At 73.8% G+C, this 23,763-nt stretch carries 24 protein-coding genes; 17 read left to right on the top strand and 7 right to left on the bottom strand.

Annotation, left to right across the window (positions count from 1 at the left end):
- Positions 1-7: 7 nt before the first annotated feature.
- Both ACWEJ6_RS43530 and ACWEJ6_RS43535 read right to left on the bottom strand, forming a co-directional pair.
- A complete protein-coding gene (locus ACWEJ6_RS43530) occupies positions 8-895 on the bottom strand; it encodes a hypothetical protein (RefSeq protein WP_387669295.1) in 888 nt (295 codons plus the stop codon).
- Between the two features lie 49 nt (positions 896-944).
- The gene (locus ACWEJ6_RS43535) at positions 945-2,447 is read right to left on the bottom strand and encodes a phospholipid carrier-dependent glycosyltransferase (RefSeq protein WP_452431367.1); all 1,503 of its coding nucleotides are present in this window, start codon (positions 2,445-2,447) and stop codon (positions 945-947) included.
- A 155-nt stretch (positions 2,448-2,602) separates the two neighbouring features.
- Between ACWEJ6_RS43535 and ACWEJ6_RS43540 the strand changes: the two genes are divergently transcribed.
- Positions 2,603-3,259: a response regulator transcription factor gene (locus ACWEJ6_RS43540; RefSeq protein ID WP_387669298.1), complete on the top strand. Its 657-nt coding sequence runs from the start codon at positions 2,603-2,605 to the stop codon at positions 3,257-3,259.
- Complete coding sequence (locus ACWEJ6_RS43545; protein WP_387669300.1) at positions 3,256-4,395, top strand: sensor histidine kinase; 1,140 nt, start codon at positions 3,256-3,258, stop codon at positions 4,393-4,395. Before ACWEJ6_RS43540 ends, ACWEJ6_RS43545 begins: the two co-directional genes overlap by 4 nt.
- A gap of 107 nt (positions 4,396-4,502) precedes the next feature.
- Here the strand turns inward: ACWEJ6_RS43545 and ACWEJ6_RS43550 are convergent, their stop codons facing one another.
- The gene (locus tag ACWEJ6_RS43550) at positions 4,503-7,319 is read right to left on the bottom strand and encodes an NACHT domain-containing protein (RefSeq protein WP_452431368.1); all 2,817 of its coding nucleotides are present in this window, start codon (positions 7,317-7,319) and stop codon (positions 4,503-4,505) included.
- 76 nt (positions 7,320-7,395) lie between these two features.
- Positions 7,396-9,261, bottom strand: coding sequence for a propionyl-CoA synthetase (locus ACWEJ6_RS43555; RefSeq protein WP_452431369.1), 1,866 nt, complete (start codon positions 9,259-9,261; stop codon positions 7,396-7,398).
- Between the two features lie 57 nt (positions 9,262-9,318).
- Between ACWEJ6_RS43555 and ACWEJ6_RS43560 the strand changes: the two genes are divergently transcribed.
- Complete coding sequence (locus ACWEJ6_RS43560; protein WP_452431370.1) at positions 9,319-9,957, top strand: nucleotidyltransferase domain-containing protein; 639 nt, start codon at positions 9,319-9,321, stop codon at positions 9,955-9,957.
- Positions 9,954-10,709 (top strand): nucleotidyltransferase domain-containing protein, encoded by a 756-nt coding sequence (locus tag ACWEJ6_RS43565; protein ID WP_452431371.1) that lies wholly within the window; start codon positions 9,954-9,956, stop codon positions 10,707-10,709. The genes ACWEJ6_RS43560 and ACWEJ6_RS43565 overlap by 4 nt, the downstream gene beginning before the upstream one ends.
- Before the next feature lie 33 nt (positions 10,710-10,742).
- Here ACWEJ6_RS43565 and ACWEJ6_RS43570 read toward each other — a convergent pair whose 3' ends face one another.
- The gene (locus tag ACWEJ6_RS43570; RefSeq protein ID WP_452431372.1) at positions 10,743-11,678 is read right to left on the bottom strand and encodes a GNAT family N-acetyltransferase; all 936 of its coding nucleotides are present in this window, start codon (positions 11,676-11,678) and stop codon (positions 10,743-10,745) included.
- Positions 11,679-11,932: 254 nt separating this feature from the next.
- Here ACWEJ6_RS43570 and ACWEJ6_RS43575 point away from each other — a divergent pair, with 254 nt between their 5' ends.
- Together ACWEJ6_RS43575 and ACWEJ6_RS43580 are read left to right on the top strand one after the other, a co-directional pair.
- Positions 11,933-12,958, top strand: a complete 1,026-nt coding sequence (locus ACWEJ6_RS43575; RefSeq protein ID WP_452431373.1) for a hypothetical protein — start codon at positions 11,933-11,935, stop codon at positions 12,956-12,958.
- Positions 12,959-13,101: 143 nt separating this feature from the next.
- Positions 13,102-13,617, top strand: coding sequence for a hypothetical protein (locus tag ACWEJ6_RS43580; RefSeq protein ID WP_358286420.1), 516 nt, complete (start codon positions 13,102-13,104; stop codon positions 13,615-13,617).
- 52 nt (positions 13,618-13,669) lie between these two features.
- Here ACWEJ6_RS43580 and ACWEJ6_RS43585 read toward each other — a convergent pair whose 3' ends face one another.
- Entirely contained in the window at positions 13,670-14,467 is a 798-nt protein-coding gene (locus tag ACWEJ6_RS43585) for a class I SAM-dependent methyltransferase (RefSeq protein ID WP_452431374.1), read from the bottom strand.
- 124 nt (positions 14,468-14,591) lie between these two features.
- On the opposite strand from ACWEJ6_RS43585, the gene def reads away from it, so the two are divergent.
- From def to ACWEJ6_RS43610, 5 genes are all read left to right on the top strand, one after another.
- A complete protein-coding gene (gene def / locus ACWEJ6_RS43590; RefSeq protein ID WP_452431375.1) occupies positions 14,592-15,158 on the top strand; it encodes a peptide deformylase in 567 nt (188 codons plus the stop codon).
- A 7-nt stretch (positions 15,159-15,165) separates the two neighbouring features.
- Positions 15,166-15,786: a helix-turn-helix domain-containing protein gene (locus ACWEJ6_RS43595; protein WP_452431376.1), complete on the top strand. Its 621-nt coding sequence runs from the start codon at positions 15,166-15,168 to the stop codon at positions 15,784-15,786.
- A complete protein-coding gene (locus ACWEJ6_RS43600) occupies positions 15,779-17,191 on the top strand; it encodes a pyridoxal phosphate-dependent decarboxylase family protein (protein WP_452431377.1) in 1,413 nt (470 codons plus the stop codon). The genes ACWEJ6_RS43595 and ACWEJ6_RS43600 overlap by 8 nt, the downstream gene beginning before the upstream one ends.
- Before the next feature lie 131 nt (positions 17,192-17,322).
- Positions 17,323-17,739, top strand: coding sequence for a CBS domain-containing protein (locus tag ACWEJ6_RS43605; RefSeq protein ID WP_358286410.1), 417 nt, complete (start codon positions 17,323-17,325; stop codon positions 17,737-17,739).
- Between the two features lie 9 nt (positions 17,740-17,748).
- Positions 17,749-18,099, top strand: coding sequence for an MmcQ/YjbR family DNA-binding protein (locus ACWEJ6_RS43610; RefSeq protein ID WP_452431378.1), 351 nt, complete (start codon positions 17,749-17,751; stop codon positions 18,097-18,099).
- Positions 18,100-18,114: 15 nt separating this feature from the next.
- Here ACWEJ6_RS43610 and ACWEJ6_RS43615 read toward each other — a convergent pair whose 3' ends face one another.
- The gene (locus tag ACWEJ6_RS43615) at positions 18,115-18,969 is read right to left on the bottom strand and encodes a hypothetical protein (RefSeq protein WP_452431379.1); all 855 of its coding nucleotides are present in this window, start codon (positions 18,967-18,969) and stop codon (positions 18,115-18,117) included.
- Positions 18,970-19,077: 108 nt separating this feature from the next.
- On the opposite strand from ACWEJ6_RS43615, the gene ACWEJ6_RS43620 reads away from it, so the two are divergent.
- The 6 genes from ACWEJ6_RS43620 to ACWEJ6_RS43645 are packed head-to-tail and all read left to right on the top strand — an operon-like array spanning position 19,078 to position 23,758.
- Positions 19,078-19,839: a DeoR/GlpR family DNA-binding transcription regulator gene (locus ACWEJ6_RS43620; RefSeq protein ID WP_352350975.1), complete on the top strand. Its 762-nt coding sequence runs from the start codon at positions 19,078-19,080 to the stop codon at positions 19,837-19,839.
- Entirely contained in the window at positions 19,836-20,819 is a 984-nt protein-coding gene (gene pfkB, locus ACWEJ6_RS43625) for a 1-phosphofructokinase (protein ID WP_352350977.1), read from the top strand. Before ACWEJ6_RS43620 ends, pfkB begins: the two co-directional genes overlap by 4 nt.
- 32 nt (positions 20,820-20,851) lie before the next feature.
- A complete protein-coding gene (gene mtlA / locus ACWEJ6_RS43630; protein WP_387669342.1) occupies positions 20,852-22,027 on the top strand; it encodes a mannitol-specific PTS transporter subunit IIC in 1,176 nt (391 codons plus the stop codon).
- Between the two features lie 3 nt (positions 22,028-22,030).
- A complete protein-coding gene (locus ACWEJ6_RS43635; protein WP_452431380.1) occupies positions 22,031-22,339 on the top strand; it encodes a PTS lactose transporter subunit IIB in 309 nt (102 codons plus the stop codon).
- The gene (locus ACWEJ6_RS43640; protein WP_358011434.1) at positions 22,332-22,757 is read left to right on the top strand and encodes a PTS sugar transporter subunit IIA; all 426 of its coding nucleotides are present in this window, start codon (positions 22,332-22,334) and stop codon (positions 22,755-22,757) included. Before ACWEJ6_RS43635 ends, ACWEJ6_RS43640 begins: the two co-directional genes overlap by 8 nt.
- The gene (locus ACWEJ6_RS43645; RefSeq protein WP_452431381.1) at positions 22,754-23,758 is read left to right on the top strand and encodes a zinc-dependent dehydrogenase; all 1,005 of its coding nucleotides are present in this window, start codon (positions 22,754-22,756) and stop codon (positions 23,756-23,758) included. Before ACWEJ6_RS43640 ends, ACWEJ6_RS43645 begins: the two co-directional genes overlap by 4 nt.
- Positions 23,759-23,763 lie beyond the last annotated feature (5 nt).

The raw sequence follows: 23,763 nt of genomic DNA on the forward strand, positions 1-23,763 counted from the left end.
CGGCATGTCAGCTCTCCAGGTACCGGAACGCCTCGTGGGCCGACCGCACGCTGCGCCGCAACACCTGCTCCAGGTGGTCGGCGTCCTCGGCGAGCCGGTCGATCTCCGGGACGGCCAGCGCGTCGGCGCCGGTCTCGGCCAGCAGCTCCTCGTAGCGCGGCAGGCGGGCGCGCAGCTCCTCGATCTGGCCGCGGGCGTGGTAGGCGCGTTCGGCCTCGGCGACGTGCCCGGCGTAACGTTCCAGGGCCTCGACGCGGGCGATCATGGCGGCCTCGCTGGTGGCCAGGGCCCTGTCCAGCGGCTCGATCACGGCGGCCACCTCGGGGGCGACGCCCCTGGACACCAGGGCGGCGTGCTCGGCGCGTAAGCCCGACAGCTTGGCCAGCAGGCGGGCGATCTCCCACTCCTGGGCGGGCAGCATGAGCGCGTTGCGGGCCCCGTCGAGCAGCCCCTCGGCGTTGACGTGCGAGCGCAGCACCGAACCGATGGCCCGCTGCGCCCTGGTCAGCACGTCCGCGGCGTCCCGGTCGAAGTCCTCGGGCAGCAGGTAGCGGTCCCGGTACGGGCGGGCCCGCTCGTACACCTCGCGGTCGCGCGACACGTCGTGCTCGGGCAGCTCGCTGATCGAAGCGATCTTGACCAGGACGATGAAGACGAACGTGCCCAACAACGTGAACCCGGCGGCCGGGTGGGACAGGGCCAGCAGCACGGCCATGAGCGCGACCACCCCGGGCGTGGCGGCCAGCAGGGCGACGCTGGAGACGTTCCTGAACCGGCCCGGACGCGCGTCGGCCGGCGGCACCCAGCCCGACCGGATCCTGGACAGCAGCGCGGCGTTGGCCCGCAGCATCCCCGCGACCTCCGGAGGAACCTCCGGATCGACGACCACACCCACGCTCTGTCCCGGCACCTTGGCGCCCCCAACGCTCGCGATGCAGTGGATATTACGTATTTTTTCGCAAGGATGTCAGCCTCCGAAAGGTCAGGCCCGGAAACCGCCTGGTCCGTGCGCCCGCCGCTGCCCCCGCCGCTGCCCCCGTCGCCCTTCCCGTCGCTGCCCCCGCGACGGCCAGAGCGGCGGACACGCAGGCGAAGGGGATGGCGGGCAGGACGTACCGGTGGTCGAAGTCGAGGGCCGCCACCGGGGCCAGCAGCAGGAAGGCCGCCGTCGCCCACGGCAGCAGGGCGGCGCGCCGACGTCCGGCCGAGCCGAGGCCGCCGGCCAGGAGCAGCACGCCGAAGACCGTGCCGTGCAGGAACCAGGGGTAGGGGTAGGCGGCCAGGATCGAGGCGTACGGCTCGACGGAGCTCATGCCGTGGATGCCGGGGTCGTACTCCGAGCGCACCTTCGCGACGAGGGCCTGCTGCTCGGGCAGCGGCCAGGAGCCGCGGGGGAAGGTGGTGGACGGGTTCATCCGCCGGGGGTGGGGCACCGGCGACCAGGTGAAGGCGAGTGAGGTGTCGCGGGCCACCTCGCGCAGGTAGTCCAGCGGCTGGGCGGCGATGGCGCGCAGGGCGAACGACCTGGCCAGGTCGTTGTGGGCGAACCGGTCGCCCGGGAGCCGGTTGAGCGAGGCGCCGGGGGCCCAGACGTACTCCGAGGCGGCGTCGGCGACGGTGCCGTTCGGGCAGAGCGGGGCCTCGGCGGGCGGCGGCTTGATGATCGAGCAGTCGGCGAAGGTCATGGTCCTGGCCCACAGGGCGACGCCGTCGGAGCCGCTGAGGGCGAAACGGCCGTGGTGCTGGGCGTACCAGCCGGCGTAGGCCGCCAGTGGCAGGGCGCCGGCCAGCACCAGCGCGGCCACCCGCCGCCAGGGCGCGCGGCGCAGCACCAGCCAGCCGGCCGCCAGGGCGAGCAGCGGCACGGCGGCCGTCCTGGTCAGCCCGGCCAGCGCGAGCAGCAGCCCCGCCACCGCCGCGGCCCGCGCCGACGGCACCCCGGGCCGGCCGCGCGGCGCGCCCGAGGGGGCGTGGCGCCACATCAGGACCACCAGCGCGGCGGTGATCAGGAAGATGACCTGGAGGTCCGACAGCACGGCGTGCTCCAGCCGGAGGAAGGACGGGTCGAACAGCACCGGCACGGTCGCCAGGGCGGCCCCCCAGCCGGGCAGCGAACGGCGGCGCAGCAACGCGTAGATCATCACGCCGATCCCCAGGCCCATGGCGTGCTGCAGCCCGGCGACCAGCTCCACGCTGTGGAAGGGCCGCAGGGCCCACAGGAACCAGGAGTACCCGGCGGGGTGGAAGGCCGCCTGGGGCCGCAGGTGCACGGCGGTGTCCAGGTACGTGAAGGAGTCGTACCAGTAGAGCTGCGCCGTGTCGTACCCGAGCATGACCAGCACGCGCAGCGCGGCGGCGAGCGCCAGCACGCAGGCGAACAGCCCGTGGCCGCGCGGGCGGCGCGCGGCGGGCGCGAGCGGACGCGTCCCGGCCAGGGTGGCTGCCATGACCTTCTCCCCCGTAGCCGACCGGGCCGGTCCCGGTCGTAAGGGAGGCAGTCCAGCGGGACGCCGATAACCTGAGCGTCACCGGAACTGGTTACGCCCGCGTTATGCGGTCTGGTCCAGACTTGCGGCATTTATGATCTTCTTGGGGGCTACAAGTGCGGGTTTTGATCGCCGAGGACGAGCGCATGCTCGCCGACTCGATCGCCGAGGGGTTACGGGGCGAGGCGCTCGCCGTGGACGTCGCCTATGACGGTGAGGCGGCGCTGGAACGGCTCGGCGTGCACGACTACGACGTGCTCATCCTCGACAGGGACCTGCCGGGGGTGCACGGCGACGAGGTGTGCCGGACGGTGGTGGAGCAGGACCGGCTGGTCAGGGTGCTCATGCTGACGGCGTCCGGCGACGTGCGCTCGCGGGTGACGGGGCTGTCGCTGGGGGCCGACGACTACCTGCCCAAGCCGTTCGCGTTCGAGGAGCTGGTGGCGCGGGTGCACGCGCTCGGGCGGCGCGCCCGCCGGGCCGACCCGCCGATGCTGGAGCGGGCGGGCGTGCGGCTGGACTGGGCGCACCGGCAGGTGTTCCGGGACGGCGTGTACGTCCCGCTGGCCCGCAAGGAGTTCGGCGTGCTGGCCGAGCTGCTGCGCGCCCAGGGCGCGGTGGTCTCGGCCGAGGACCTGCTGGAGAAGGTCTGGGACGAGCACATCGACCCGTTCACCAACACCGTGCGGACCACGATGATGAAGCTGCGCAAGAAGCTCGGCGAGCCGCAGGTGATCGAGACCGTCCCCGGATCGGGGTACCGCATCCCATGACCGTGCGCATGCGTTTCGCCCTGGCCTGCGCCGGGGTGTTCCTCTTCCTCGGCGCCCTGACGGTGACCGGGGTGTACTTCGTCGTCCGGTCGCAGCTGGAGTACCGGGCGGACCTGATCAGGCCCGACTTCCCCCGGCAGTACTCCTACGGCGACTCCTACGAGTCCGCCTACCGCAACGCGATGCGGGTGCGCGCGGCCTACCAGCGCGAGACGCTGAGCGGCGTGCGCACGGTGGGCGGGCTCATCGTGCTGGCCGCCACGGCCGCGGCGTTCGGGGTCGGCTGGCGGGCGGCGGGCTGGGTGCTGCGGCCGGTCAAGGCGGTCACCGAGACCGCCCGCCGGGTCGCCCAGAGCCACGACCTGACCGAGCGCATCGCCTACGAGGGCCCGCGCGACGAGGTCAAGGAGCTCACCGAGATCTACGACACCATGCTCGGCCGGCTGGCCCGCTCGTTCGACGGGCAGCGCCGGTTCGTCGCCAACGCCTCGCACGAGCTGCGCACCCCGCTGACGATCAACCGCACCCTGGTGGACGTCGCCGTGCGCCGCCCCGACGCCACCGACGACGTCAAGCGGCTCGGCGAGTCGCTGCTGCTGGTCAACGCCCGGCACGAGCGCCTCATCGACGGCCTGCTGGCCCTGGCCGAGGGCGAGCAGGCGGTGCTGGACCGGCGGCCCTTCGACCTGACCGACGTCGCCGAGCACGTGCTCGACCAGGCCGGCGAGGAGGCGGCCGAGCGGGACGTGACGATCCACCGGCTGCTGGACTCGGCGCCGACGACGGGCGAGGCGGTGCTGGTCGAGCGGCTGGTGCAGAACCTGGTGGAGAACGCGATCCGGCACAACCAGCCCAAGGGCGAGGTGTGGGTGACGACGCGGCGGCGGGCCGAGCAGGTCGAGCTGGTGGTGGCCAACACCGGGCTGCACGTGCCGCCGTACGAGATCGAGACGATCTTCCAGCCGTTCCGGCGGCTGCACGGCGACCGGCTGCGCTCGGAGCGGGGCAGCGGGCTCGGGCTGTCGATCGTGCGGGTCATCGCCGAGGCTCACGAGGGCACGGTCACCGCCAGGCCGCGCGACGAGGGCGGCCTGACGATCACCGTGGAGCTGCCGGTGGACCGGTCCGCACCCTGACGACCCTCACGGGGCCGCCAGTGGACCGGTCCGCACCCTGACGACCCTCACGGGGCCGCCGGTGGACCGGTCCGCGCCGTGACATCCGGCGTGCCGCCGCCGGTGGATCAGTCGCCGCCCTGGCGAATCTGCCAGAGTTCCTCCTCCGGCACGCCCGCCTTGACCAGTTGCTCCCAGGTCGCCACGCGCTCGGTCGGGTCGGCCAGCACCAGGCCGAGCAGCGGGCGCAGCTCGGCGTGGTCCGCGCCGTCCTCGCGCCACAACGCGCCCAGCGCCCGGTGCACCGCCGGGGACCGCACGGCCGCCGTCTCCACCAGCTCCCGCAGAACGGCCACCCGGTCGTGGAAGCGCAGCGCGCGCCCCTCCCCCACGGCCAGCATCAGCAGGTCGAGCAGCCTGCGGTGGCGGGGCGCGTGACCGGTGGCGGCCGCGACGATCGCGTCGCCCATGGCGGTGCCCTCGCCGCCGCCGAGGATCACCTCCTCCTGGCCCCGCCCGGCGACGCGGTGCGCCGACAGGGCGTTGACCAGGCCCGTCCAGCCCTCGTGCCCGAGCTGGCCCTTCCACAGGTGGCCGAAGGACGCCCAGCGGCCCAGCGGGTCGGGCCCGCCCAGGAGGTGCGAGACGGGCACGGGCTCCGGCGAGGCGGCCACGATGAGCAGCGCCAGGTTGGCCGAGTAGGCGGCCAGCCGGCGGGTGACGGGATGGCGTACCGGCTCGAAGCCGGTGAAGCAGCGGCGGCGGCGCTCGTACAGGGACCGGCGCAGCAGCCCGGCCAGGTGGGTCACGCACCGGGCGCGGACGGCCGCCGGCACCTCGTCCAGCAGCTCCAGGATGAACCCGACCGTCGGGCCGCGCTCGGCCAGGCAGGAGAACGACGTGACCGCGTACAGCAGGTCGTCGTCCACGCTCTGGGCCAGGGCCAGGGGCTCGTCCCCGGCCAGGCGGCGGCGCCGGTCGAGGTCGCGCAGCGCGTACACGGTCAGCCAGGCCGTCAGGAACTCGCCGAAGGTGGAGTGGAGGAAGGAGTGGCCGTCGCGGCGGATGAAGAAGAAGCGCTCGGTGGCCCGGCGGGCCCAGTCGACGGGCGGGCGCGGCTCGTCGGGCTCGTCCTCGCCGCCTTCGCACAGGGCGGGCAGGTCGCGGGCGAGGTCCTCCTCGGTGATGACCTGCCGGCCGCGGGCGAGCATGGACAGGGCGACCGTGCCGAGCAGGACGAGCTCGCTGTCGATCACCACCCGCTGCGGGGTGGCGGTCTCGCGTTCGGTGAAGTCGCGCAGCAGCACCTCGTACAGGCGGGCGCGGCCGATCGGGCGGTGCTCGCGCTGCAGGGCATTGCCGCCGGCGTCGTAGAGCGCGAGCAGCAGCAGGAGCAGCGGCTGCCGGGCCATCTCGCCCTGGGCCAGCGCGGTCGCCGCGGGCAGGGGCTTCAGGTCGCGCCGGGCCAGCAGGGCGCGGTTGGCCTGGTCCCAGATGTCGAGCCACTGGCGCACCTGGTCGTCCTCGAACGGCTGGAGCTGCAGCGCCAGCAGCCCGTCGGGGAACCTGATGCGGTCGGCCACCACGGTCCGGCTGGTCACGATCACCACGACGGGCCGTCCCAGCGCGGCCTCGCGGCGCTGGAACTCCTGCAGGTGCCCGAGGTAGTCGTAGCGGTTGACGCCGCCCTGCAGCAGTTCGTCGAAGCCGTCGAGCAGGATCACCGGCAGCGCGCCGTCGCCCGCGGCCACCAGGTCGGCGTAGGCGACCTCCTCCTCCAGCACGGCGGCGACGGCCTGCTCGATCTGCTCGGCGACCGGCGCGCGCGGCGAGACGCGCGGCAGCTCCACCCTGATCGGCAGGAACTCCGACCTGGCCAGGCGGGCGCCGAGCACCTCGGTCAGCTTGGACTTGCCCGCGCCGGGCTCGCCGAGCACCAGCAGGGGCGCCTGGGTGGCGCGCAGCGAGGTGAGGTGGCCGACGAGGAACGCCTCGGCGTCGGGCAGCAGGCGCTGGTCCCGCCACCAGCCCACGGAGGAGGGGTCGGACTCGCGGGTCAGCTCGGCGACCCGGCAGCGCGGGCTGAGGTAGCCCTCGCCGAGCAGCGGGAGCGAGACGTCCTCGGGCAGCTTGCCGGCGGCCAGCAGGGGACGGTCGAGCGCGTTCGCCGCCATCCTGACCCGATGGATCATGGGACGGTCGCCGACCCGCGGCGGGGCCAGCTCGGCCAGCAGCCAGGCCACCCGCGACAGGCCGGTGCCCGGCGTCTGGCGGTCGGTGACCAGGCTGCGCACGCCGAACTCGTGGCTGTCCAGGGACAGCGAGCGGAAGTCCTCGTCGTAGATGCGCAGGGCGTGCGCGGGCGGGCCCTCGGCCAGCATCCGGGGTAACAGGAGCTGGTCGTCGACGGGCAGCTCGTCCCACACGCTGAGGCCGCCGACGAACCCGGCCATCGCCTCCGACATGCGCAGGTGGGCGCGTTCGACGGCCTGGCGGGTCTCGGCGAAGGGCACGTGCGGCTCGGGGGTGGGCAGGCGTTCCATGAGCAGACCGGCCACCAGGCGGGCGAAGCGCTCGGGGGTGGGCACGCCGTGCGAGATCTTGTCGGCCCGGTCGAGCTGCTCCAGGGTGAAGGGCAGCTTGGCCTCCCCCAGCGCCTCGAACCAGGCCGAGACGACGATCACGGCGTGCGCGGCGGCCAGGCGCTGGGTGCGGGTGTAACGGTCCACGCCGCCCTTCAGCTCGGGCATCCTGCGGATGACCTCCTCGCCGTAGCGCACGACGTCGGAACGCAGGTCGGCCAGGCCCATGGTGAGCAGCCCGCCCCCGGCCAGCGCCCACCCCGTGCGGGCGGCGGCCGCGGCGAAGCCGACCACCTTGACGAGCCTGCCCTCCTTGCAGCCGAGCACCCTCAGGGCGTCGGCGTAACTCGGGGTCTCGATCATCAGCCTTCTCTCCGGGACCGGGAGGTCCCATCATGCGCCGGGAAGCGCCCCCGGCGCTGCCCGGACGCCCGCTCCGCTATGGGCCTTTCACCGCGTCGGCGATCTCCGGCAGCACGCCGGGGTCCTCGATGGTGGACGGCGTGGCGTACGGCCGGCCGTCGGCGATGTCGCGCATCGTGGCGCGCAGGATCTTGCCCGAGCGCGTCTTGGGCAGCCGGGCGACCACCACGGCCCGGCGGAAGGCGGCGACCGGCCCGACGCGCTCGCGCACCAGGGCGGCCAGCTCGCGCTCGACGTCGGCCGGGTCGCGGTCGGAGCCGGACTTGAGCACCACGAACCCGACCGGGAGCTGCCCCTTCAGCGCGTCGGCCACCCCGATCACCGCGCACTCGGCGACGTCGGGATGGGCGGCGATCACCTCCTCCATCGCGCCCGTGGACAGGCGGTGGCCGGCCACGTTGATCACGTCGTCGATGCGGCCCATGACGTAGAGGTAGCCGTCGGCGTCGATGTGGCCGCCGTCGCCGGTCAGGTAGTGGCCGGGGTAGCGGGACAGGTAGGAGGCCCGGAAGCGCTCCTCGTCGCGGTAGAGGGTGGGCAGGCAGCCGGGCGGCAGCGGCAGCCGGACGGTGACCGCGCCCTCCACCCCGGGCGGGCACTCGCGGCCCTCGGCGTCGAGCACGCGCACGTCGTAGCCGGGGACGGGTTTCGTCGGCGAGCCCGGCTTGATCGGCAGGGTCTCGATGCCGACGCAGTTGGCCGCGACGGGCCAGCCGGTCTCGGTCTGCCACCAGTGGTCGATGACGGGGACGCCGAGCAGGTCGCTCGCCCAGTGGTAGGTGTCGGGGTCGAGGCGCTCACCCGCGAGGAAGAGATGCCGCAGCCCGGACAGGTCCCATTTTTTCGCGAAATTGCCGGTGGGATCTTCCTTCTTGATGGCCCTGATCGCGGTGGGCGCGGTGAACAGCGTGCGCACGCCGTGCTGGGCGGTCACCCGCCAGAACGCGCCGGGGTCGGGCGTGCCGACGGGCTTGCCCTCGTACAGGACGGTCGTGCAGCCGGTCAGCAGCGGCGCGTAGACGATGTAGGAGTGGCCGACGACCCAGCCGACGTCGGAGGCGGCCCAGAAGACCTCGCCGGGGGCGGCGCCGTAGACGTTGGTCATGCTCCAGCGCAGGGCGACCGCGTGGCCGCCGTTGTCGCGCACCACGCCCTTGGGCAGGCCGGTGGTGCCGGAGGTGTAGAGCACGTAGAGCGGGTCGGTGGCGGCCACGCTGACGCACCCGGCGGGCTCGGCGGCGCGCACGGACTCGTGCCAGTCGAGGTCGCGGCCCGGCGTCAGCTCGGCGGGGCCCTGCGGGCGCTGCAGGATCACGCAGTGGGCGGGCCGGTGGGCGGCCTGGTCGAGGGCGGCGTCGAGCAGCGGCTTGTAGGCCACGACCCGGGCCGGCTCGATGCCGCAGGAGGCCGCGAGCACGACCTTGGGCTCGGCGTGCTCGATGCGCAGGGCCAGCTCCCTGGCCGCGAAGCCGCCGAACACCACCGAGTGCACCGCGCCGAGCCGCGCGCAGGCCAGCATCGCGACGACCGCCTCGGGCACCATCGGCATGTAGATCACGACGGTGTCGCCGGCCGTCACGCCGAGCGCCTTCAGCATGCCCGCCGTCCGCGCCACCTCGTCGAGCAGCTCGGCGTAGGTGATCGTGCGGACGGCGCCGGTGACCGGGCTGTCGTATATCAGCGCCGCCTGCTCGCCGCGGCCGGCCGCGACGTGCCGGTCGAGCGCGTTGTGGCAGGTGTTGAGCCGTCCGTCGGGGAACCACCGGCTCCCGTCGCTGACGACGGCGGGCGCGACGTCCCAGTCGATGTCGCGCGCCGCCTGCGCCCAGAACTCCTCCGGGCGCTGGATGCTCCGCCGGTAAGCCTCGTCATAGCCGCCCACTTTTCGATCAGACCAGCCGCCGGCCCCCGAACGCAAGCCCCGTGGGAGGGTGTCCGGATGAATGACGATCTCATCCTGTCCGTCGTGACGGGCTCGCGGGCGTACGGGCTGGAGACCGTGGCGTCCGACACCGACCGGCGCGGCGTGTTCGTGGCCCCCACCGCGGACTTCTGGCGGCTGTCCAAGCCGCCCACGCACCGCGACGGGCCGCTGCCCGAGCAGTTCTCGTGGGAGGTGGAGCGCTTCTGCGTGCTGGCGCTGGAGGCCAACCCGACGGTGCTGGAGTGCCTGTGGTCGCCGATCGTGGAGGTGGAGACCCCGGCCGGGCGGCGGCTGCGCGAGCTGCGCGGGGCGTTCGTGTCGCGGCGGGCGCGGCAGACGTTCGCCGGGTACGCCGTCGACCAGTTCCGGCGGCTCGACCCGGCGGCGCCCAAGTGGAAGCAGGCCATGCACATGCTGCGGCTGCTGCTCAGCGGCCTGCACCTGATGCGGCACGGCGAGCCGCTGGTCAAGGTCGGGGCGCACCGCGACCGGCTGCTGGCGGTCCGGCGCGGCGAGGTCCCGTGGGCCGAGGTGGACGCCTGGCGGGCCGCGCTGGCGGCGGAGCTGGCCGCCGCGCCCTGTGTCCTGCCGGAGCGGCCGGACCGCGAACGCGTGGAGGACTTCCTGGTGGGCGTGCGGAAGGAGCACCTGTGAACACGCTGCCGTCCGGGCTGCCGTCGTGGCTGCCTGAGGTCCCCGGCGAGCAGCCGTACCCGGTGGCCTTCGCCACGGTGAGCGGCGCCCATCTGTACGGGTTCCCGTCCGTGGACTCCGACGTGGACCTGCGTGGCGTGCACGTGCTGCCGGTCGAGGAGGTGGCCGGGCTGCGCACCGGGCCGCAGACGCTGGACCGGACGTGGACGCGCGAGGGCGTCGAGGTGGACCTGGTCACGCACGACCTGGTCAAGTTCTGCCGGCTGCTGCTCGGCCGCAACGGCTACGTGCTCGAACAGCTCCTGTCGCCGCTGGTGGTGACGTCCTCGCCGGTGCACGAGGAGCTGGTGGCGCTGGCGGCCGGATGCGTGACGCGGCACCACGCCCACCACTACCTGGGGTTCGCGCGTACGCAGTGGCGGTTGTTCGGGCGTACGGGCGAGCTGAAGCCGCTGCTGTACACCTTCCGCGTGCTGGCGACGGGCACCCACCTCATGCGCACAGGGGAGCTGGAGGCCGACCTGACGCGGCTGCTGCCGTACGGGCCGCCGTACCTGCCGGAGCTGGTGGCGGCCAAGCGGGAGGCCGAGCACGGCGCGGCGCCGCAGGTGGCGGGCGTGGCCGAGGACGTGGCGCGGATGACGGCCGCGCTGGAGGCGGCGCGCGAGGGCTCGGCGCTGCCCGAGCGGGCCACCGCGGACGACGCCCTGCACGACCTGGCCGTTCGGGCGCGCCTGGCGTCCCGTCCCTGACGGGGTGCGGCCGGTCAGGGACGGGACAGGGGGTCAGGCGGCGCCGGGGTCGGCCGACAGGACGAGCCGGACCGAGACGTTCTCGTACCCGGCGCGTTCGAACGCCCGCGCCATCGGGACGTTGCCCGCGTCGGTGTCGGCCATGATGCCCGGCACGCCGCGCTCGGCGTGGAAGCGGGTGATCTCGCCGAGCAGCTCGTCGACGTAGCCGCGGCCCCGGTGCGCGGGCACCACGCCGAGGTAGCCGACCACGGGCCCGGCGTCGTTGGCGGAGGGCAGCGCGACGCCGACCAGGTCGCCGCTCTTGTCGTAGGCCAGCCGCCACCAGGACCGCTCGCCCCGCATCGAGCGGTTGTCGCGGACGTCCTCGCGGGCCTGCTCCACGGGGTCCATGGTCATCAGGGCCTGGCGGGTGTGGAAGTCGAGGGTGCCCTCGGCGACCTGGCGGAAGGCGTCCACGAACACCTCGTCGTCGTCATCGCCGCGGAAGACCAGCCGGTCGGACGGCTCGGGCACCGGCGAGCCGGGCGTCCAGGCGTAGCGCAGGCGTTCCAGCTCCTCGGTCAGCCCGGCACGGCCGGCGGCCTCCCAGCGCCAGGCGATCGCCGCCGACGCCTTCGGGTCCTCGCGCCAGCCGTTGGAGACGAAGACGTGGTACTCCGGCGTGCGGCCGAACGCGGCGTGCGCGTGGCGCAGCAGCTCGGCGGCCAGCCCCACACGGTCCTCGACCGAGGGGTGGACGTAGACGCAGTCGAGGGCGAGCGGTCGCTCCTCGCCGGCGAAGCCCCACCAGACGGCGCGGGCCAGGATCTCGCCGTTCTCCTCGGCGAGCCAGATGCGGTCGTAGCGGTAGTTGCGGCTCTCCAGGAAGGAGAGCAGCCGGTCGGGATGGGCCCAGCTGATGGATTCGTCGACGACGCAGCCGAGCAGGCGGTCGAGGTCAGCCTCGGCCGCGGGACGGAAAAGCACAGTTCCTCCGAGAAATGAAAATCACACTTACACTGCCAAACATCTCAGTGCCTCCCTTCTCCCGACATTTCGCAGCACTCTAGCCCAGCTTGCCGTCGCCCGCTCGCCGTTTTCCCCGGACGTGATCTTCCCCTCGTGGCCGGATGACGACGTGAGTACGCTGGACCGCGTCCAGTTTCCGGCGTTTCGCGATCCGGCGGGACGATTCCGATCCGGCCGACGATGAGGACAGGGATGAGGACAGGATGGGCTCCGTGAGGTCCTACGACGACGACACGCTGCCGCTGCAACCGCCGATCCGGCTCCCCGACGCCGCCACCCTGGCCTCCGCGGTCCGCGCCGCGCCGCTCGCGGGCGAGCTGAAGGCCCTGCTCGACCCGCCCGACGCCTCGCAGACCGCCCTGCCCGACGCCTCGCAGGCCGAGCGAGGAGCAGAGGAGGGGGACGAGCAGGGGGACGAGCGTGCCGGCGACGCGCGGGTGCTGGAGGCGTGGGCGCGGGTGTGCCGGGCGCGGCTGGCCGCCGACGAGCGGCTGCTGCTGGAGCTCATCCGCATGTTCCTGTCCAGGGAGCCGGTCGCCGGGCGGGTGCCCCAGGCGCTGACCGACCTGGGGCTGGTGCGGCAGGCGGAGCCGTACACGCTGAGCTGGCTCGGGCTGTGGGTGGCGCGGCTGATCATCGCCGAGACCGCCGGGCAGGAGATCCCCGTCATGGGGACGCTGGCCGGCGCCGACGCCGCCACGCTGCTGCACGGCCTGCGTTCCTACCCCGAGGCCGAGCGGAGCGAGGAGCTGGCGGGCTGGCTGGCCGGCCGCGACCGCGAGCCGGCCGCCGCCGAGATCGCCGGGGCGCTGGCGGGAGTGAGCCCGCTGAGCCGGGCGGTCGGCGTGGAGCTGCTGGAGTCGAGCCTCGGCGAGGAGGGCCGCCGGGCGCTGCGCGGCCTGCTGGAGGAGCCCCGGCTGGGCGCGGTGGTCGCGGCCAGGACGGGCCGCGAGGAACGGCGGCCCACCCCCGACGAGATCGCCTGGGTGCTGGTGGACATGGCGGCGGCGCTGCTGGAGTTCGGCGGCGGCGAGGCGGGCGAGGTGATCGACTCGATCGCCATGGGGATGGACGCGGAGGAGCAGGCGGGCACGATCGCGATCCTCGCCTTCGGCGACCACCCGTGGACGGGACGGGTCCTGCGGGTCGTCATCGACCACCACCCGGACGAGCGCGTCACGGCCGCGGCCCGCAAGGCCCTGCGCCGCCTGCGCGGCCTCGCCGACATCCGCACCTGACGGGACACGCCTGCCGGAGGCACGACTCTGCGGGGACACGGCTCTGCGGAGAGGACTGCCGGGCACGACTGCGGGGACGCAGGCCCGCGGGTGCGGCGGGCGGGGCCGCGGGTGCGGCGGGCGGGGCCGGTAAAGTCGGCTTGATGACGAAGCATACGATCTCCCCGCAGAGCGGCATCCTGGGCGACGGCTTCGGCTGCGACTGCGGCGCGGTGCTGGCCGGGCGGATGGCGGCCGAGCTGCACGCCGCCGAGAACGGCCGGTGCTCGGCCTGTCTCGGCTCGGCGGTGGAGCAGCTGGCCCCCGACCTGACGCGCGGGTGCACGGTCTGCGCGGCGACCGGAGGCCGCAAGGAGCAGATCACCTGGCAGCTCGCCCACACCGAGGCCGAGGAGCTGATCACGATGACCGTGGTGCGCGGCATCGTGGCGGGGTTCGACGGGCCGTTCCATCTGTCGGAGATCGCCGACACGGTGCGGGCCGGGTTCGGGCTGCCCGCCGGGCGGCTGCCGGTGGGGCCGCGGGTGCGAGACCTGCTGCTCCAGCTCCAGGCGGCGGGCGAGGTCGCCATGCTGTCGGCCCCCGACGAGCTGCTGGGCACCGACCAGGTGCTCTACCGCGACCCCCAGTGGCAACGCACCCGCACCCTCGGCCTCTGAGCAGCACCACCCGCCCGGCAGATCAGGAGCAGCCCGCCACCCGCCCGCCGGGTCAGGGGCGGCAGATGATCTCGCCGTGCAGGACCGAGAGCCAGGCGTCGTCGGCGGCGGCGGCCCATTCCAGCCAGCCGGCGGCCATGCGCTCCAGGTCGGACTCGGTGGCCGCGCCCGTGGCGAGCGCCTGCTCGGCCAGCGCCGACCGCCGGACGCGGTCGGCCCACATGCCGCCCCACCACGCGCGGTCCTCGGGGGTGGCGAAGCACCAGGTGGAGGAGGTGGCGGTGACCTCCTGGAAGCCGGCGGCGCGGGCCCAGGACAGCAGGCGCCGCCCGGCGTCCGGCTCGCCGCCGTTCGCGCGGGCGAGGCGCTGGTAGAGGGCCATCCAGTCGTCCAGCGCGGGCAGGCGCGGGTACCAGGCGAAGGCCGAGTAGTCGCTGTCCCTGGCCGCGACGTACCCGCCGGGCTTGGTCACCCGGCGCATCTCGCGCAGCGCCCGCACCGGGTCGCCCACGTGCTGGAGCACCTGGTGGGCGTGGACCAGGCAGAAGGTGTCGTCGGGGAAGTCGAGCGCGTGCGCGTCGGCGACGGCGAAGTCCACGTTGCCCAGCCCGCGCGCGCCGATCTCGGCCCTGGCCAGCGCCAGCGCGTCCTCGGTCACCTCCGACGCCGTCACGTGGGCCACCAGCGCGGCCAGGTCCGCGGTGATCGTGCCTGGCCCGCTGCCCACGTCGAGGACCTTCATCGCGGGCCGCAGGTGCGGCAGCAGGTACGCGGCCGAGTTCTCGGCCGTGCGCCACCGGTGCGAGCGCAGGACGGACTCGTGGTGCCCATGGGTGTAGACGGCGTCCATCGAAAGACTCCTTCACGACGATGTGTGCTCCGACCCTAGCGCGAGTCTCATCTTTCGAGAGGATGTGTCTTTCTATATGAGACGGCGTCGTGCGTCCGGCCTCGCTCATAGACTGGTCGCGGCAATGTCCTGGCAAAAGGAAGGCGTGGTCGTGGGAGAGGTCCGGCCGATCGTGCACGTGGGCGATCCGGTGCTGCACAATCCGTGCGAGCCGGTCACCCGGTTCGACGGCGAGCTGGCGGCGCTGGTCGACGACATGTTCGCGAGCATGTACGCGGCCGAGGGCGTGGGCCTGGCCGCCAACCAGATCGGCGTGCCGCTGCGCGTGTTCGTCTACGACTGCCCCGACGCCGAGGGCGTCGGCCACAAGGGCGTCGTGGTCAACCCGGCCCTGGAGCTGCCCGGCCTCGGCGAGCGCCGCCTCGACCCCGACGACGAGGGCTGCCTGTCGGTGCCCGGCCAGTTCGCCCCGCTGCCCCGGCCCGACCACGCCACCGTCCACGGCTTCGACGCCGAGGGGCGGCCGGTCACGGTCGAGGGCACCGGCCTGCTGGCCCGCTGCCTCCAGCACGAGACCGACCACCTCGACGGTTACCTGTACATCGACCGCCTGCCGGCCAAACGCCGCAAGCAGGTGTTGGCAGCCTACGAGCAGACCAAGGCCGCTAAAGAGGACATCTCTCCGCTATAGTGGAGGAATGCAAGGTGAAGGCGTACTGTCCAGCGGGCTGTCCCTGGCCGAGCTGGGCGGGCGCATCCGCGCCGAGCGGCGCGGGCGCGGGTTGTCCGTCGAGCGCCTGGCCGAGCTGAGCGGCATCAGCCGGAGCATGGTCTCCGACGTCGAGCGCGGCGCGAAGTCGCCGACCGTGCTGGTGCTCGACCGGCTGGCCACGGCCCTCGGCACGTCGATCTCCCGGCTGCTCGACGAACCGGCGCGCGAGGACGTGCGCGTGCTGCGGCACGACCGGCAGCGGGTGTTGCGCGACCCGTCCGGCTGGGAACGGCGGGTGTTGTCGCCGGTGCTGGCCGACGTGGAGTTCGAGTTCATGCGGACCACGATCGGCCCCGGCGTGGACGCGGGCGAGTTCGCCCCGCACGCCCCGGGCTCGCGCGAGTACCTGGCCGTCGAGCGCGGCACGCTGCGCCTGACGATCGACGACCGGCCGTACGAGCTGGCGGCCGGCGACTCGGCCGCCTACCCCGGCGACCACCGCCACGCCTTCGCCAACGACGGGACCGCCGACTGCGTCTTCTACCTGGCCATGGAGCTGAGTGGCGGCGGCCACCACGAGACCTGGAGGGAATCCCCGCATGGATGAGCTGCGCCGCGCCGGCGTCAGGGCTGCCGAGATCGCGGCCGCCCACCTGGAGGGCGTCCCGGCCGGGCCGGTGTGGCGGCCGGTGCCCGCCGCCGAGCGCGCCTGGCTGGGCGAGCTGCCGCTGCCCGACACCGGACGTCCGCTCGACGCGCTGCTCGACGACGTGGGCGCCCATGTGCTGCCGTACCCGATGGGCAACGGGCATCCGCGCTTCTTCGGCTGGGTGAACTCGCCGCCCTCCCCCGCCGGCGTGCTCGTCGAGCCGCTGGCCGCCGCGCTCAACCCGAGCTGCGCGGGCGGCGACCACGCGGGCCCGCTGCTGGAGCGTACGGTGGTGCGCTGGCTGGCCGAGCTGGTCGGCTTCCCCCACCCGCCCGGCGGCGGCCTGCTGACCAGCGGCGCGTCGATGGCCACGATCGTCTGCCTGGCCACGGCCCGGCAGCACGCCGCGCTCGCCGACGGCTGGGACGCCCGCGAGGAGGGCCTGCACGGCCGCCCGCCCATGATCATGTATGTCACCGAGGAGGGCCACAGCTGCCTGCACAAGGCGGCCCAGCTGCTCGGCCTCGGCGCCCGGAACGTCCGCAAGGTGCCGGTGGACGCCTCCTTCCGCATGGACGTCGGCGCGCTGCGCACGATGATCGCCGACGACCTGGCGGCGGGCCTGCGGCCGTTCTGCGTGGCGGGCAGCGCGGGCACCGTCAACTCCGGCGCGGTCGATCCGCTCGACGCGATCGCCGACGTGGCCGCCGAGCACGGGCTGTGGTTCCACGTGGACGGCGCCTACGGCGCGCTCGGCGTGCTCGACGCGCGCTCGGCGCCCGCCTACGTGGGGCTGGACCGGGCCGACTCGCTGGCCCTGGACCCGCACAAGTGGCTCGGCGTCCCGGTCGGCTGCGGCTGCGCGCTGCTGCGCGACCCGGCCGCCGCGCGGGCCGCCTTCAGCCTGGTGCCGTCGTACCTGATCGACGACAGCGCCGACGACCTGGGCTGGTTCGCCGAGTACGGGCCCGAGCAGACCCGTCCGTTCCGGGCGCTGAAGACCTGGGCGACGCTGTCGTACCTGGGCAGGGAGGGCGTCACGCGCCTGGTCGAGCACACCGGCGGCCTGGCGCGCACGCTGGCCGCCATGGTCGAGCAGGCCCCGGACTTCGAGCTGCTCGCGCCGGTCGCCACCTCCATCACGGCCTTCCGCCACACGCCCGCGACGGCCGGACCCGGCGGGCTCGACGCGCTCAACCGGGCCCTGCCGGGCGCGGTCCAGGCCCGCGGCAACGCCTTCCTCACCGGCACCCGCCTGGGCGGCCGGGACGCGCTGCGGGCCTGCTTCCTGCATCCCGACACCACCGAGGACGACCTGACGATCCTGCTGGAGGAGATCCGCCTGGCGGCGAAGACGCTCTGAGGCCCGGTAAAGGGCTTCTCTGCGGACGTACCGGACACGCATGGCCGGACGCCGGGATCCGACAAAGCCCTGTGAGCTCTCCCCCGGCCCGGGTAGTAAGCGGCCGGGACGTGAGCAATCAGGAGGATCCCATGGCAGAGACCGTGGCAGACGTGATGACTTCCCACCCGGCGACGGTCGAGTGCGACCAGCCGGTGTCGGCCGCCGCGGCGCTCATGCGCGACAACGACGCGGGCGCGGTGATCGTCAACGAGAACGGGCGCATGAAGGGCATCGTCACCGACCGGGACATCACGATCCGGGTGGTGGCCGCCGAGCGGGGGCCGGAGACGCCGGTCAGGGAGGCGTGCAGCCCGTCGGTCGAGGCGGTCGGGCCCGACACGAGCATCGACCAGGCCGTGCAGATCATGCGCTCGCACGCCGTGCGCCGCCTTCCGGTCGTCGAGGACGGCCGTCCCGTCGGCATCGTGAGCCTGGGCGACCTGGCGGTGGAGCGCGACCCGGACTCCGCGCTCGCCGACATCTCGTCCGCGGAGGGCAACCGCTAACGTGGTTGTGTGATCACCGTCGAGGACGTCCGGCGCTTCGCGCGCACCCTTCCGCGCTCGTCCGAGCACCTGATCCGGGACCGCGTCAAGTTCCGCGTCGGAAAGATCGTCTACGTGGCGTTCTCGCGGGACGAGACGCTGATGGGCTTCGGGTTCCCGAAGGAGGAACGCGAGGCCCTGGTGGCGGCCGAGCCGGACAAGTTCCTCATGCCCGGCGAGTCCGATCTGCGCTTCAACTGGGTGGTCGCCCGCATGGACGCCCTCGACGTGGCGGAGATGCGGGAGCTGGTGCTGGAGGCGTGGCGCATGTGCGTCCCCAAGAAGGTCCGCCTGGAACAGCAACTCCAGACCGGCCCCTGACCCGTTCCGCCGCGGCTACGACACCGAGCGATGGAGGGCTGCCGTCAGGTCGGTGACGCGTTTGACCGAGCCGCTCCACGCGCTGCCCGCCGGGTGGGCGGTGAGCACCGCCATGACCAGGCGGTCGCCGGCGCCGGCCAGGCCCGTCGTGTGCAGCACGGGCCGGCCGTAGTCGGGCACGCCCGAGCCGGTCGCGCGCTGCGCGATCCACGAGACGGGCGCCGCCAGGGCCTTGGGGTCGCACGTGCCGGGCGGCGTCGCGCCGAACCCCGACCAGCCCTGCTTGACCGCCCACGGCCTCGGCACCGCGCGCGGGATGCCGAAGGTCTGGTCGAAGCCGTCGGTGCCGCACGGCGTGGAGGCGCGCAGGTGGCCGAGGACGAGGTCGCGCACCCGGGCGTCGGCGGTGTCGAGCAGGTAGCGGTAGGTGCGGACGACGTCGTACGCGCTGAGCGAGGTGTAGCCCCAGAAACCGGGCTTGGACGCGGGCGGCGGGGTGGTGTCGGACAGGCCGAGCCGGCGGGCGGTCCGGACGATGATCTGCCCCTTGCCGTCGCGGTCCCAGAACGCCGAGGCGGCGTCGTCGTCGCTGGAGCGCAGCATGATCTTCAGCAGCCGGGCGTCGGCCGGGGGCACGCTCTTGCGCCGCTCCAGGTAGTCGATCGCGATGAGGATCTTGACGACCGACGCCGAGCGGAACTTGCGGTGGGCGTTCCGGACGGCGACGATCTTGCCCGCCTTCCTGTCGAACACCACCCAGGCCGCCGTGGTGCCCGGCGGCACCTGGATCGGGCGGGCGACGGCGGCGTGGGCCGGCGTGGCCAGGGCGACGACGGGGACGACCGCCGCCGCGGCGGCCAGAGGCTTCATTCGCACCCGCCTATAACTACCAGATTGTGTCGTCCACCCCTTGACCGTCCAACGAAAGCGGGTATAAACACAGGAGAAACCAAACAGAAACGGCGGTGAACCAACATCATGTACGCCGAGGAGCGGCAGCAGGAGATCCTCCGCAGAGCGCGGGACGCGGGCCGCGTGGACGTGGTGCGGCTGGCCGCCGAGCTCGACGTGACCACCGAGACGATCCGCCGCGACCTGACCGCGCTGGAGCGGGCGGGCGTGCTGCGCCGGGTGCACGGCGGCGCGATCCCCGTGGAGCGCCTGGGGTTCGAGCCCGCGCTGGCCGCCCGCGACGAGGTGATGACCGCGGAGAAGGAGCGCATCGCCAAGGCGGCCCTGGCCGAGCTGCCCGAGGACGGCTCGGTCATCATCGACGCCGGCACCACCACCGGCCGCCTGGTCCAGGCGCTGCCCGCCGACCGCGAGCTCACCGTGATCGTCAACTCGCCGCCGCTGGCCACCGTCCTGGCCTCGCGGGCCAACCTCCAGGTGATCGTGCTGGGCGGGCGGCTGCGCGGCAAGACGCTGGCCACGGTCGACGACTGGGCGCTGCGCCCGCTGGCCCACCTCAACGTCGACGTCGCGTTCATGGGCGCCAACGGCTGCTCGCCCGCCCGGGGCCTGACCACGCCCGACCCGGCCGAGGCGGCGATCAAGCGGGCCATGGTCCGGGCCGCGCAGCGCAGCGTGCTGCTGGCCGACCACACCAAGTTCGGCAACACCTACCTGGCCACGTTCGCCGAGCTGGGCGAGATCGACGTGGTGATCACCGACGCCGGGATCGACCCGGCGCTGGCCGCCGACGTCGCCGCGGCCGGGCCGGAGGTGATCCGCGCGTGATCCTCACGTTGACGCTCAACCCGAGCCTCGACCGCACGATCGAGATCGCCGCCCTGGCCAGGGGCGCGGTGATCCGGGCCGCGCGGGCCCGGCTCGACCCGGGCGGCAAGGGCGTCAACGTCTCGCGGGCGCTGCTGGCCAACGGCGTCGCCGCCCGCGCCGTGCTGCCCTTCGCCGGTGACGAGGGCGCGCAGCTCGTCCGCCTGCTGGCCGCCGAGGGCCTGGACATGGTCACCGTCCCCGTGGCGGGCACGACCCGGTCCAACGTCACCCTCGCCGAGCCCGACGGCACGGTCACCAAGATCAACGAGCCGGGGCCCGCGTTGTCGGCGGCCGAGCTCGACACGATCGCCGAGACCGTGCTGGCCGCGGCGCGGGAGGCGGACTGGGTGGTGGCCTCGGGCAGCCTACCGCCCGGGGTGCCCGCCGACGTCTACGCCAGGCTGTGCCGCCGCTTCGCCGCCGCGGGGCTGCACGTCGCCGTGGACACCAGCGGCCCGGCTCTCGCCCGTGCGCTGGAGGCCGGTCCTGCGCTGGTCAAGCCCAACCTCGACGAGCTGGCCGCGGTGACCGGCCGGCCGTTGTGCCGGGTCGGCGACGTGGTCGAGGCGGCGGCCGGGCTGCGCGCCGCGGGCGCCCGCACGGTGCTGGCCAGCCTCGGTGCCGACGGCGCCGTCCTCGTCCAGGACGACGGCGTCTGGTACGGCGAGGCCGCGGTCACCGGGCCGCGCAGCTCCGTCGGCGCCGGCGACGCCATGCTGGCCGGGTTCCTGGCCGCGGGCGGGCACGGCGTCCCCGCCCTGGCCGAGGCGCTGGCCTGGGGCGCGGCGGCGGTCCGGCTGCCCGGCAGCAGGATGCCCGGCCCCGCCGACATCGACCGCGCCGGGGTGCGCACGGGAGCCCCCGACCCGGCCCGCCCGCTCACCGTCCCGCACGCGCCGCCCGTCCCGGAGCCGGTCGCCCCCTCACCGCACGGCTGATCCACTGCTCATCCCCCCGAAGGAGCACGTCCATGGCCGACAGTTACACCCCTCCGGTCTACGGCACCGGAGTCAAGGCCACCATCCAGCGTCTAGGCGGCCATCTGGCCGGGATGATCATGCCGAACATCGGCGCGTTCATCGCCTGGGGCCTGATCACCGCGCTGTTCATCCCCACCGGCTGGCTGCCGGACAAGGAGCTGGCCGCGCTGGTCGACCCGGTCATCAAGGCCCTGCTGCCGATCCTCATCGCCTACACCGGCGGCCGCATGGTCCATGGGCAGCGCGGCGCGGTCGTCGGCGCGGTGGCGGCGATGGGCGTGGTCGTGGGCTCGGACATCCCGATGTTCCTGGGCGCGATGATCGTCGGCCCGCTCGCCGCCGTGATCCTGAAATATGTGGACAAGTTCACTGAGCAGCGGACCCGGGCCGGGTTCGAGATGCTGGTGGACAACTTCACCGCCGGCATCGTGGGCGCCGCGATGGCCGTGGCCGGGGTGCTGGGCATCGGGCCGGTCGTCCGGGTGGTCACCGACGCGGCGGGGCAGGCGGTCGAGTGGCTGATCACCAACAACCTGCTGCCGGTGGCCTCGGTGCTGATCGAGCCGGCCAAGGTGCTGTTCCTGAACAACGCGGTCAACCACGGCGTGCTGGGGCCGCTGGGGGTGGCCGAGGCGGTGCGGCAGGGCAAGTCGATCCTGTTCATGCTGGAGTCGAACCCCGGCCCCGGGCTCGGATTGCTGGTGGCGTACCTGCTGTTCGGGCCGCGTCCGCTGCGGCCGAGCACGCCCGCCGCGATGATCATCCACTTCTTCGGCGGCATCCACGAGATCTACTTCCCGTACGTGCTGATGAAGCCGCGGCTCATCCTGGCCGTCATCGCGGGCGGCGCGGCCGGCGTGTTCACCTTCATGATCACCGGCGCGGGCCTGGTCGCCACGCCCTCCCCCGGCAGCATCTTCGCCTACCTCGCGGTGACGCCGCGCGGCGGCTGGCTCGGCTCGATCGCCGGGATCGCGGTGGCCGCGGCCGTGTCGTTCGCCGTCGCCGCCGTGCTGCTGGGCTTCGGCCGGGGCGAGAAGGAGCCGGCGCCGGACGTCCCCGGCCCGCAGGACGCCGTCGCGGACCCGCCGGCGCCCGAACCCGCGAGCCCCGAGCCCGCGAACACCCGACCCGTCAGGACCGAACCCGTCAGCAAGGAGGCGTGAGCCGTGGCCGGCATCGACAGCAAGGACATCCACAAGATCGTCGTGGCCTGCGACGCGGGCATGGGCAGCAGCGTCATGCTCGCCTCACAGCTCCGCAAGCAGCTCAAGGAGAGCGGCGTCACCGTCGAGCACACCCCGGTGAACTCCATCCCCGCCGACGCCGACGTCGTCGTGTGCCACTCCGGGCTGGCCGCCCGGGCCAGGGCCGCCGCGCCGGGCAAGGCGCTGGTGTGCTTCCAGGTCTTCCTCGGCGACCCCGCGGTGACCGCGCTGGTGAACACCATCAGGAACGGCGGCGCCGTCGATGCGTGAGGACCTGCTCGACGCGCGGGCGATCCTGCTGCACGAGAGCGCGGCCTCGCGGGAGGAGGCCGTCCGCCGGTGCGGGCGGGTGCTGGTGGAGGTGGGGGCGGTGGCGGAGCCGTACGTCGAGGCGATGCTCGAACGCGAGCGCACGATCTCCACCTACGTCGGCGAGGGGGTGGCCGTCCCGCACGGCACGGCCGCCTCCAAGCGGGACGTCACGCGCGACGCGATCTGCGTCGTGCGCTTCCCCGGCGGGATCGACTGGGACGGCGAGCGCGTCACGCTGTGCGTGGGCATCGCCGCCGCCGGCGACGGGCACGTGCCGCTGCTGGCGGCGCTGGCCGAGATCCTGCTCGACCCCGACCGGGCCAGGGCGTTGCGCGAGGCGACGGAGCCGGGCCAGGTGCTGAAGGAGCTGACGTGAAGGTAGCCAGGTTCCACGCCCCGGGCGACATCAGGATCGAGGACGCGCCGGAGCCGCAGGCCGGGCCGGGCGAGCTGAAGATCCGGGTGCGCAACTGCTCGACCTGCGGCACCGACGCCAAGATCTTCCGGTACGGCCACCACCACATCAGGCCGCCGCGCGTGATGGGCCATGAGATCGCCGGCGAGGTCGTGGGCACCGGGGCGCGGGTGCAGGTGATCGCCGCCATCCCGTGCGGGACGTGCGCGGAGTGCCGCCGGGGCCGCCTGACCGTCTGCCCGCACCAGGAGTCGATGGGCTACCACTACGACGGCGGCTTCGCCGAGTACGTGGTCGTCCCGGCCAAGGTGCTGGCGGTGAACGGCGTCAACCCCGTTCCGGACGGTGTCGGGTTCGCCGAGGCGTCGGTGGCCGAGCCGCTGGCCTGCGTGCTCAACGGCCAGTCGCTGGCCGGGGTGGGCGCGGGCGACGACGTCGTGGTGATGGGCGCGGGCCCGATCGGCTGCCTGCACGTACGGCTGGCGCGGGCGCGCGGCGCGTCCCGGGTCTTCCTGGTGGACGTCAACGCCGACCGGCTGGCGATGGCGGCCGAGCTGGTGCGTCCCGACGCGGTGATCGACTCCGACGCCGTCGGGCAGGTGCTCAAGCTGACCGGCGGCCGCGGCGCCGACGTCGTGATCACCGCGGCGGCCTCCGGCGCGGCCCAGGAGCAGGCGGTCCGGATGGCCGCCCGGCAGGGCCGCGTGAGCTTCTTCGGCGGGCTGCCGAAGGACGACCCGGTCATCGCGCTCGACGCCAACCTGGTCCACTACCGGGAGCTGACCATCGTGGGCGCGAACGGCTCCAGCCCCGCGCACAACGCCGAGGCCCTGCGCCTGGTGGCCGAGGGCGCCGTCGTGGTGTCCGACCTGATCACCCACCGGCTGCCGCTGCCCCGGGTGCTCGACGGGATCGACCTCGTCAGCACGGGCAAGGCGATCAAGGTGACGATAGAACCCTGAAGGAG

Source organism: Nonomuraea sp. NPDC004702, assembly GCF_053601695.1.

Excerpts from the sequence above, each read along its gene's own strand:
- ACWEJ6_RS43615 (WP_452431379.1), bottom strand. The coding sequence starts at position 18,969 with ATGAAGCCTCTGGCCGCCGCGGCGGCGGTCGTCCCCGTCGTCGCCCTG.
- ACWEJ6_RS43580 (WP_358286420.1), top strand. The coding sequence starts at position 13,102 with ATGACGAAGCATACGATCTCCCCGCAGAGCGGCATCCTGGGCGACGGC.
- ACWEJ6_RS43585 (WP_452431374.1), bottom strand. The coding sequence starts at position 14,467 with ATGGACGCCGTCTACACCCATGGGCACCACGAGTCCGTCCTGCGCTCG.
- ACWEJ6_RS43595 (WP_452431376.1), top strand. The coding sequence starts at position 15,166 with ATGCAAGGTGAAGGCGTACTGTCCAGCGGGCTGTCCCTGGCCGAGCTG.
- ACWEJ6_RS43600 (WP_452431377.1), top strand. The coding sequence starts at position 15,779 with ATGGATGAGCTGCGCCGCGCCGGCGTCAGGGCTGCCGAGATCGCGGCC.
- ACWEJ6_RS43605 (WP_358286410.1), top strand. The coding sequence starts at position 17,323 with ATGGCAGAGACCGTGGCAGACGTGATGACTTCCCACCCGGCGACGGTC.
- ACWEJ6_RS43620 (WP_352350975.1), top strand. The coding sequence starts at position 19,078 with ATGTACGCCGAGGAGCGGCAGCAGGAGATCCTCCGCAGAGCGCGGGAC.
- ACWEJ6_RS43560 (WP_452431370.1), top strand. The coding sequence starts at position 9,319 with ATGAATGACGATCTCATCCTGTCCGTCGTGACGGGCTCGCGGGCGTAC.
- ACWEJ6_RS43550 (WP_452431368.1), bottom strand. The coding sequence starts at position 7,319 with ATGATCGAGACCCCGAGTTACGCCGACGCCCTGAGGGTGCTCGGCTGC.
- mtlA (WP_387669342.1), top strand. The coding sequence starts at position 20,852 with ATGGCCGACAGTTACACCCCTCCGGTCTACGGCACCGGAGTCAAGGCC.
- ACWEJ6_RS43640 (WP_358011434.1), top strand. The coding sequence starts at position 22,332 with ATGCGTGAGGACCTGCTCGACGCGCGGGCGATCCTGCTGCACGAGAGC.
- def (WP_452431375.1), top strand. The coding sequence starts at position 14,592 with ATGTCCTGGCAAAAGGAAGGCGTGGTCGTGGGAGAGGTCCGGCCGATC.
- ACWEJ6_RS43545 (WP_387669300.1), top strand. The coding sequence starts at position 3,256 with ATGACCGTGCGCATGCGTTTCGCCCTGGCCTGCGCCGGGGTGTTCCTC.
- ACWEJ6_RS43535 (WP_452431367.1), bottom strand. The coding sequence starts at position 2,447 with ATGGCAGCCACCCTGGCCGGGACGCGTCCGCTCGCGCCCGCCGCGCGC.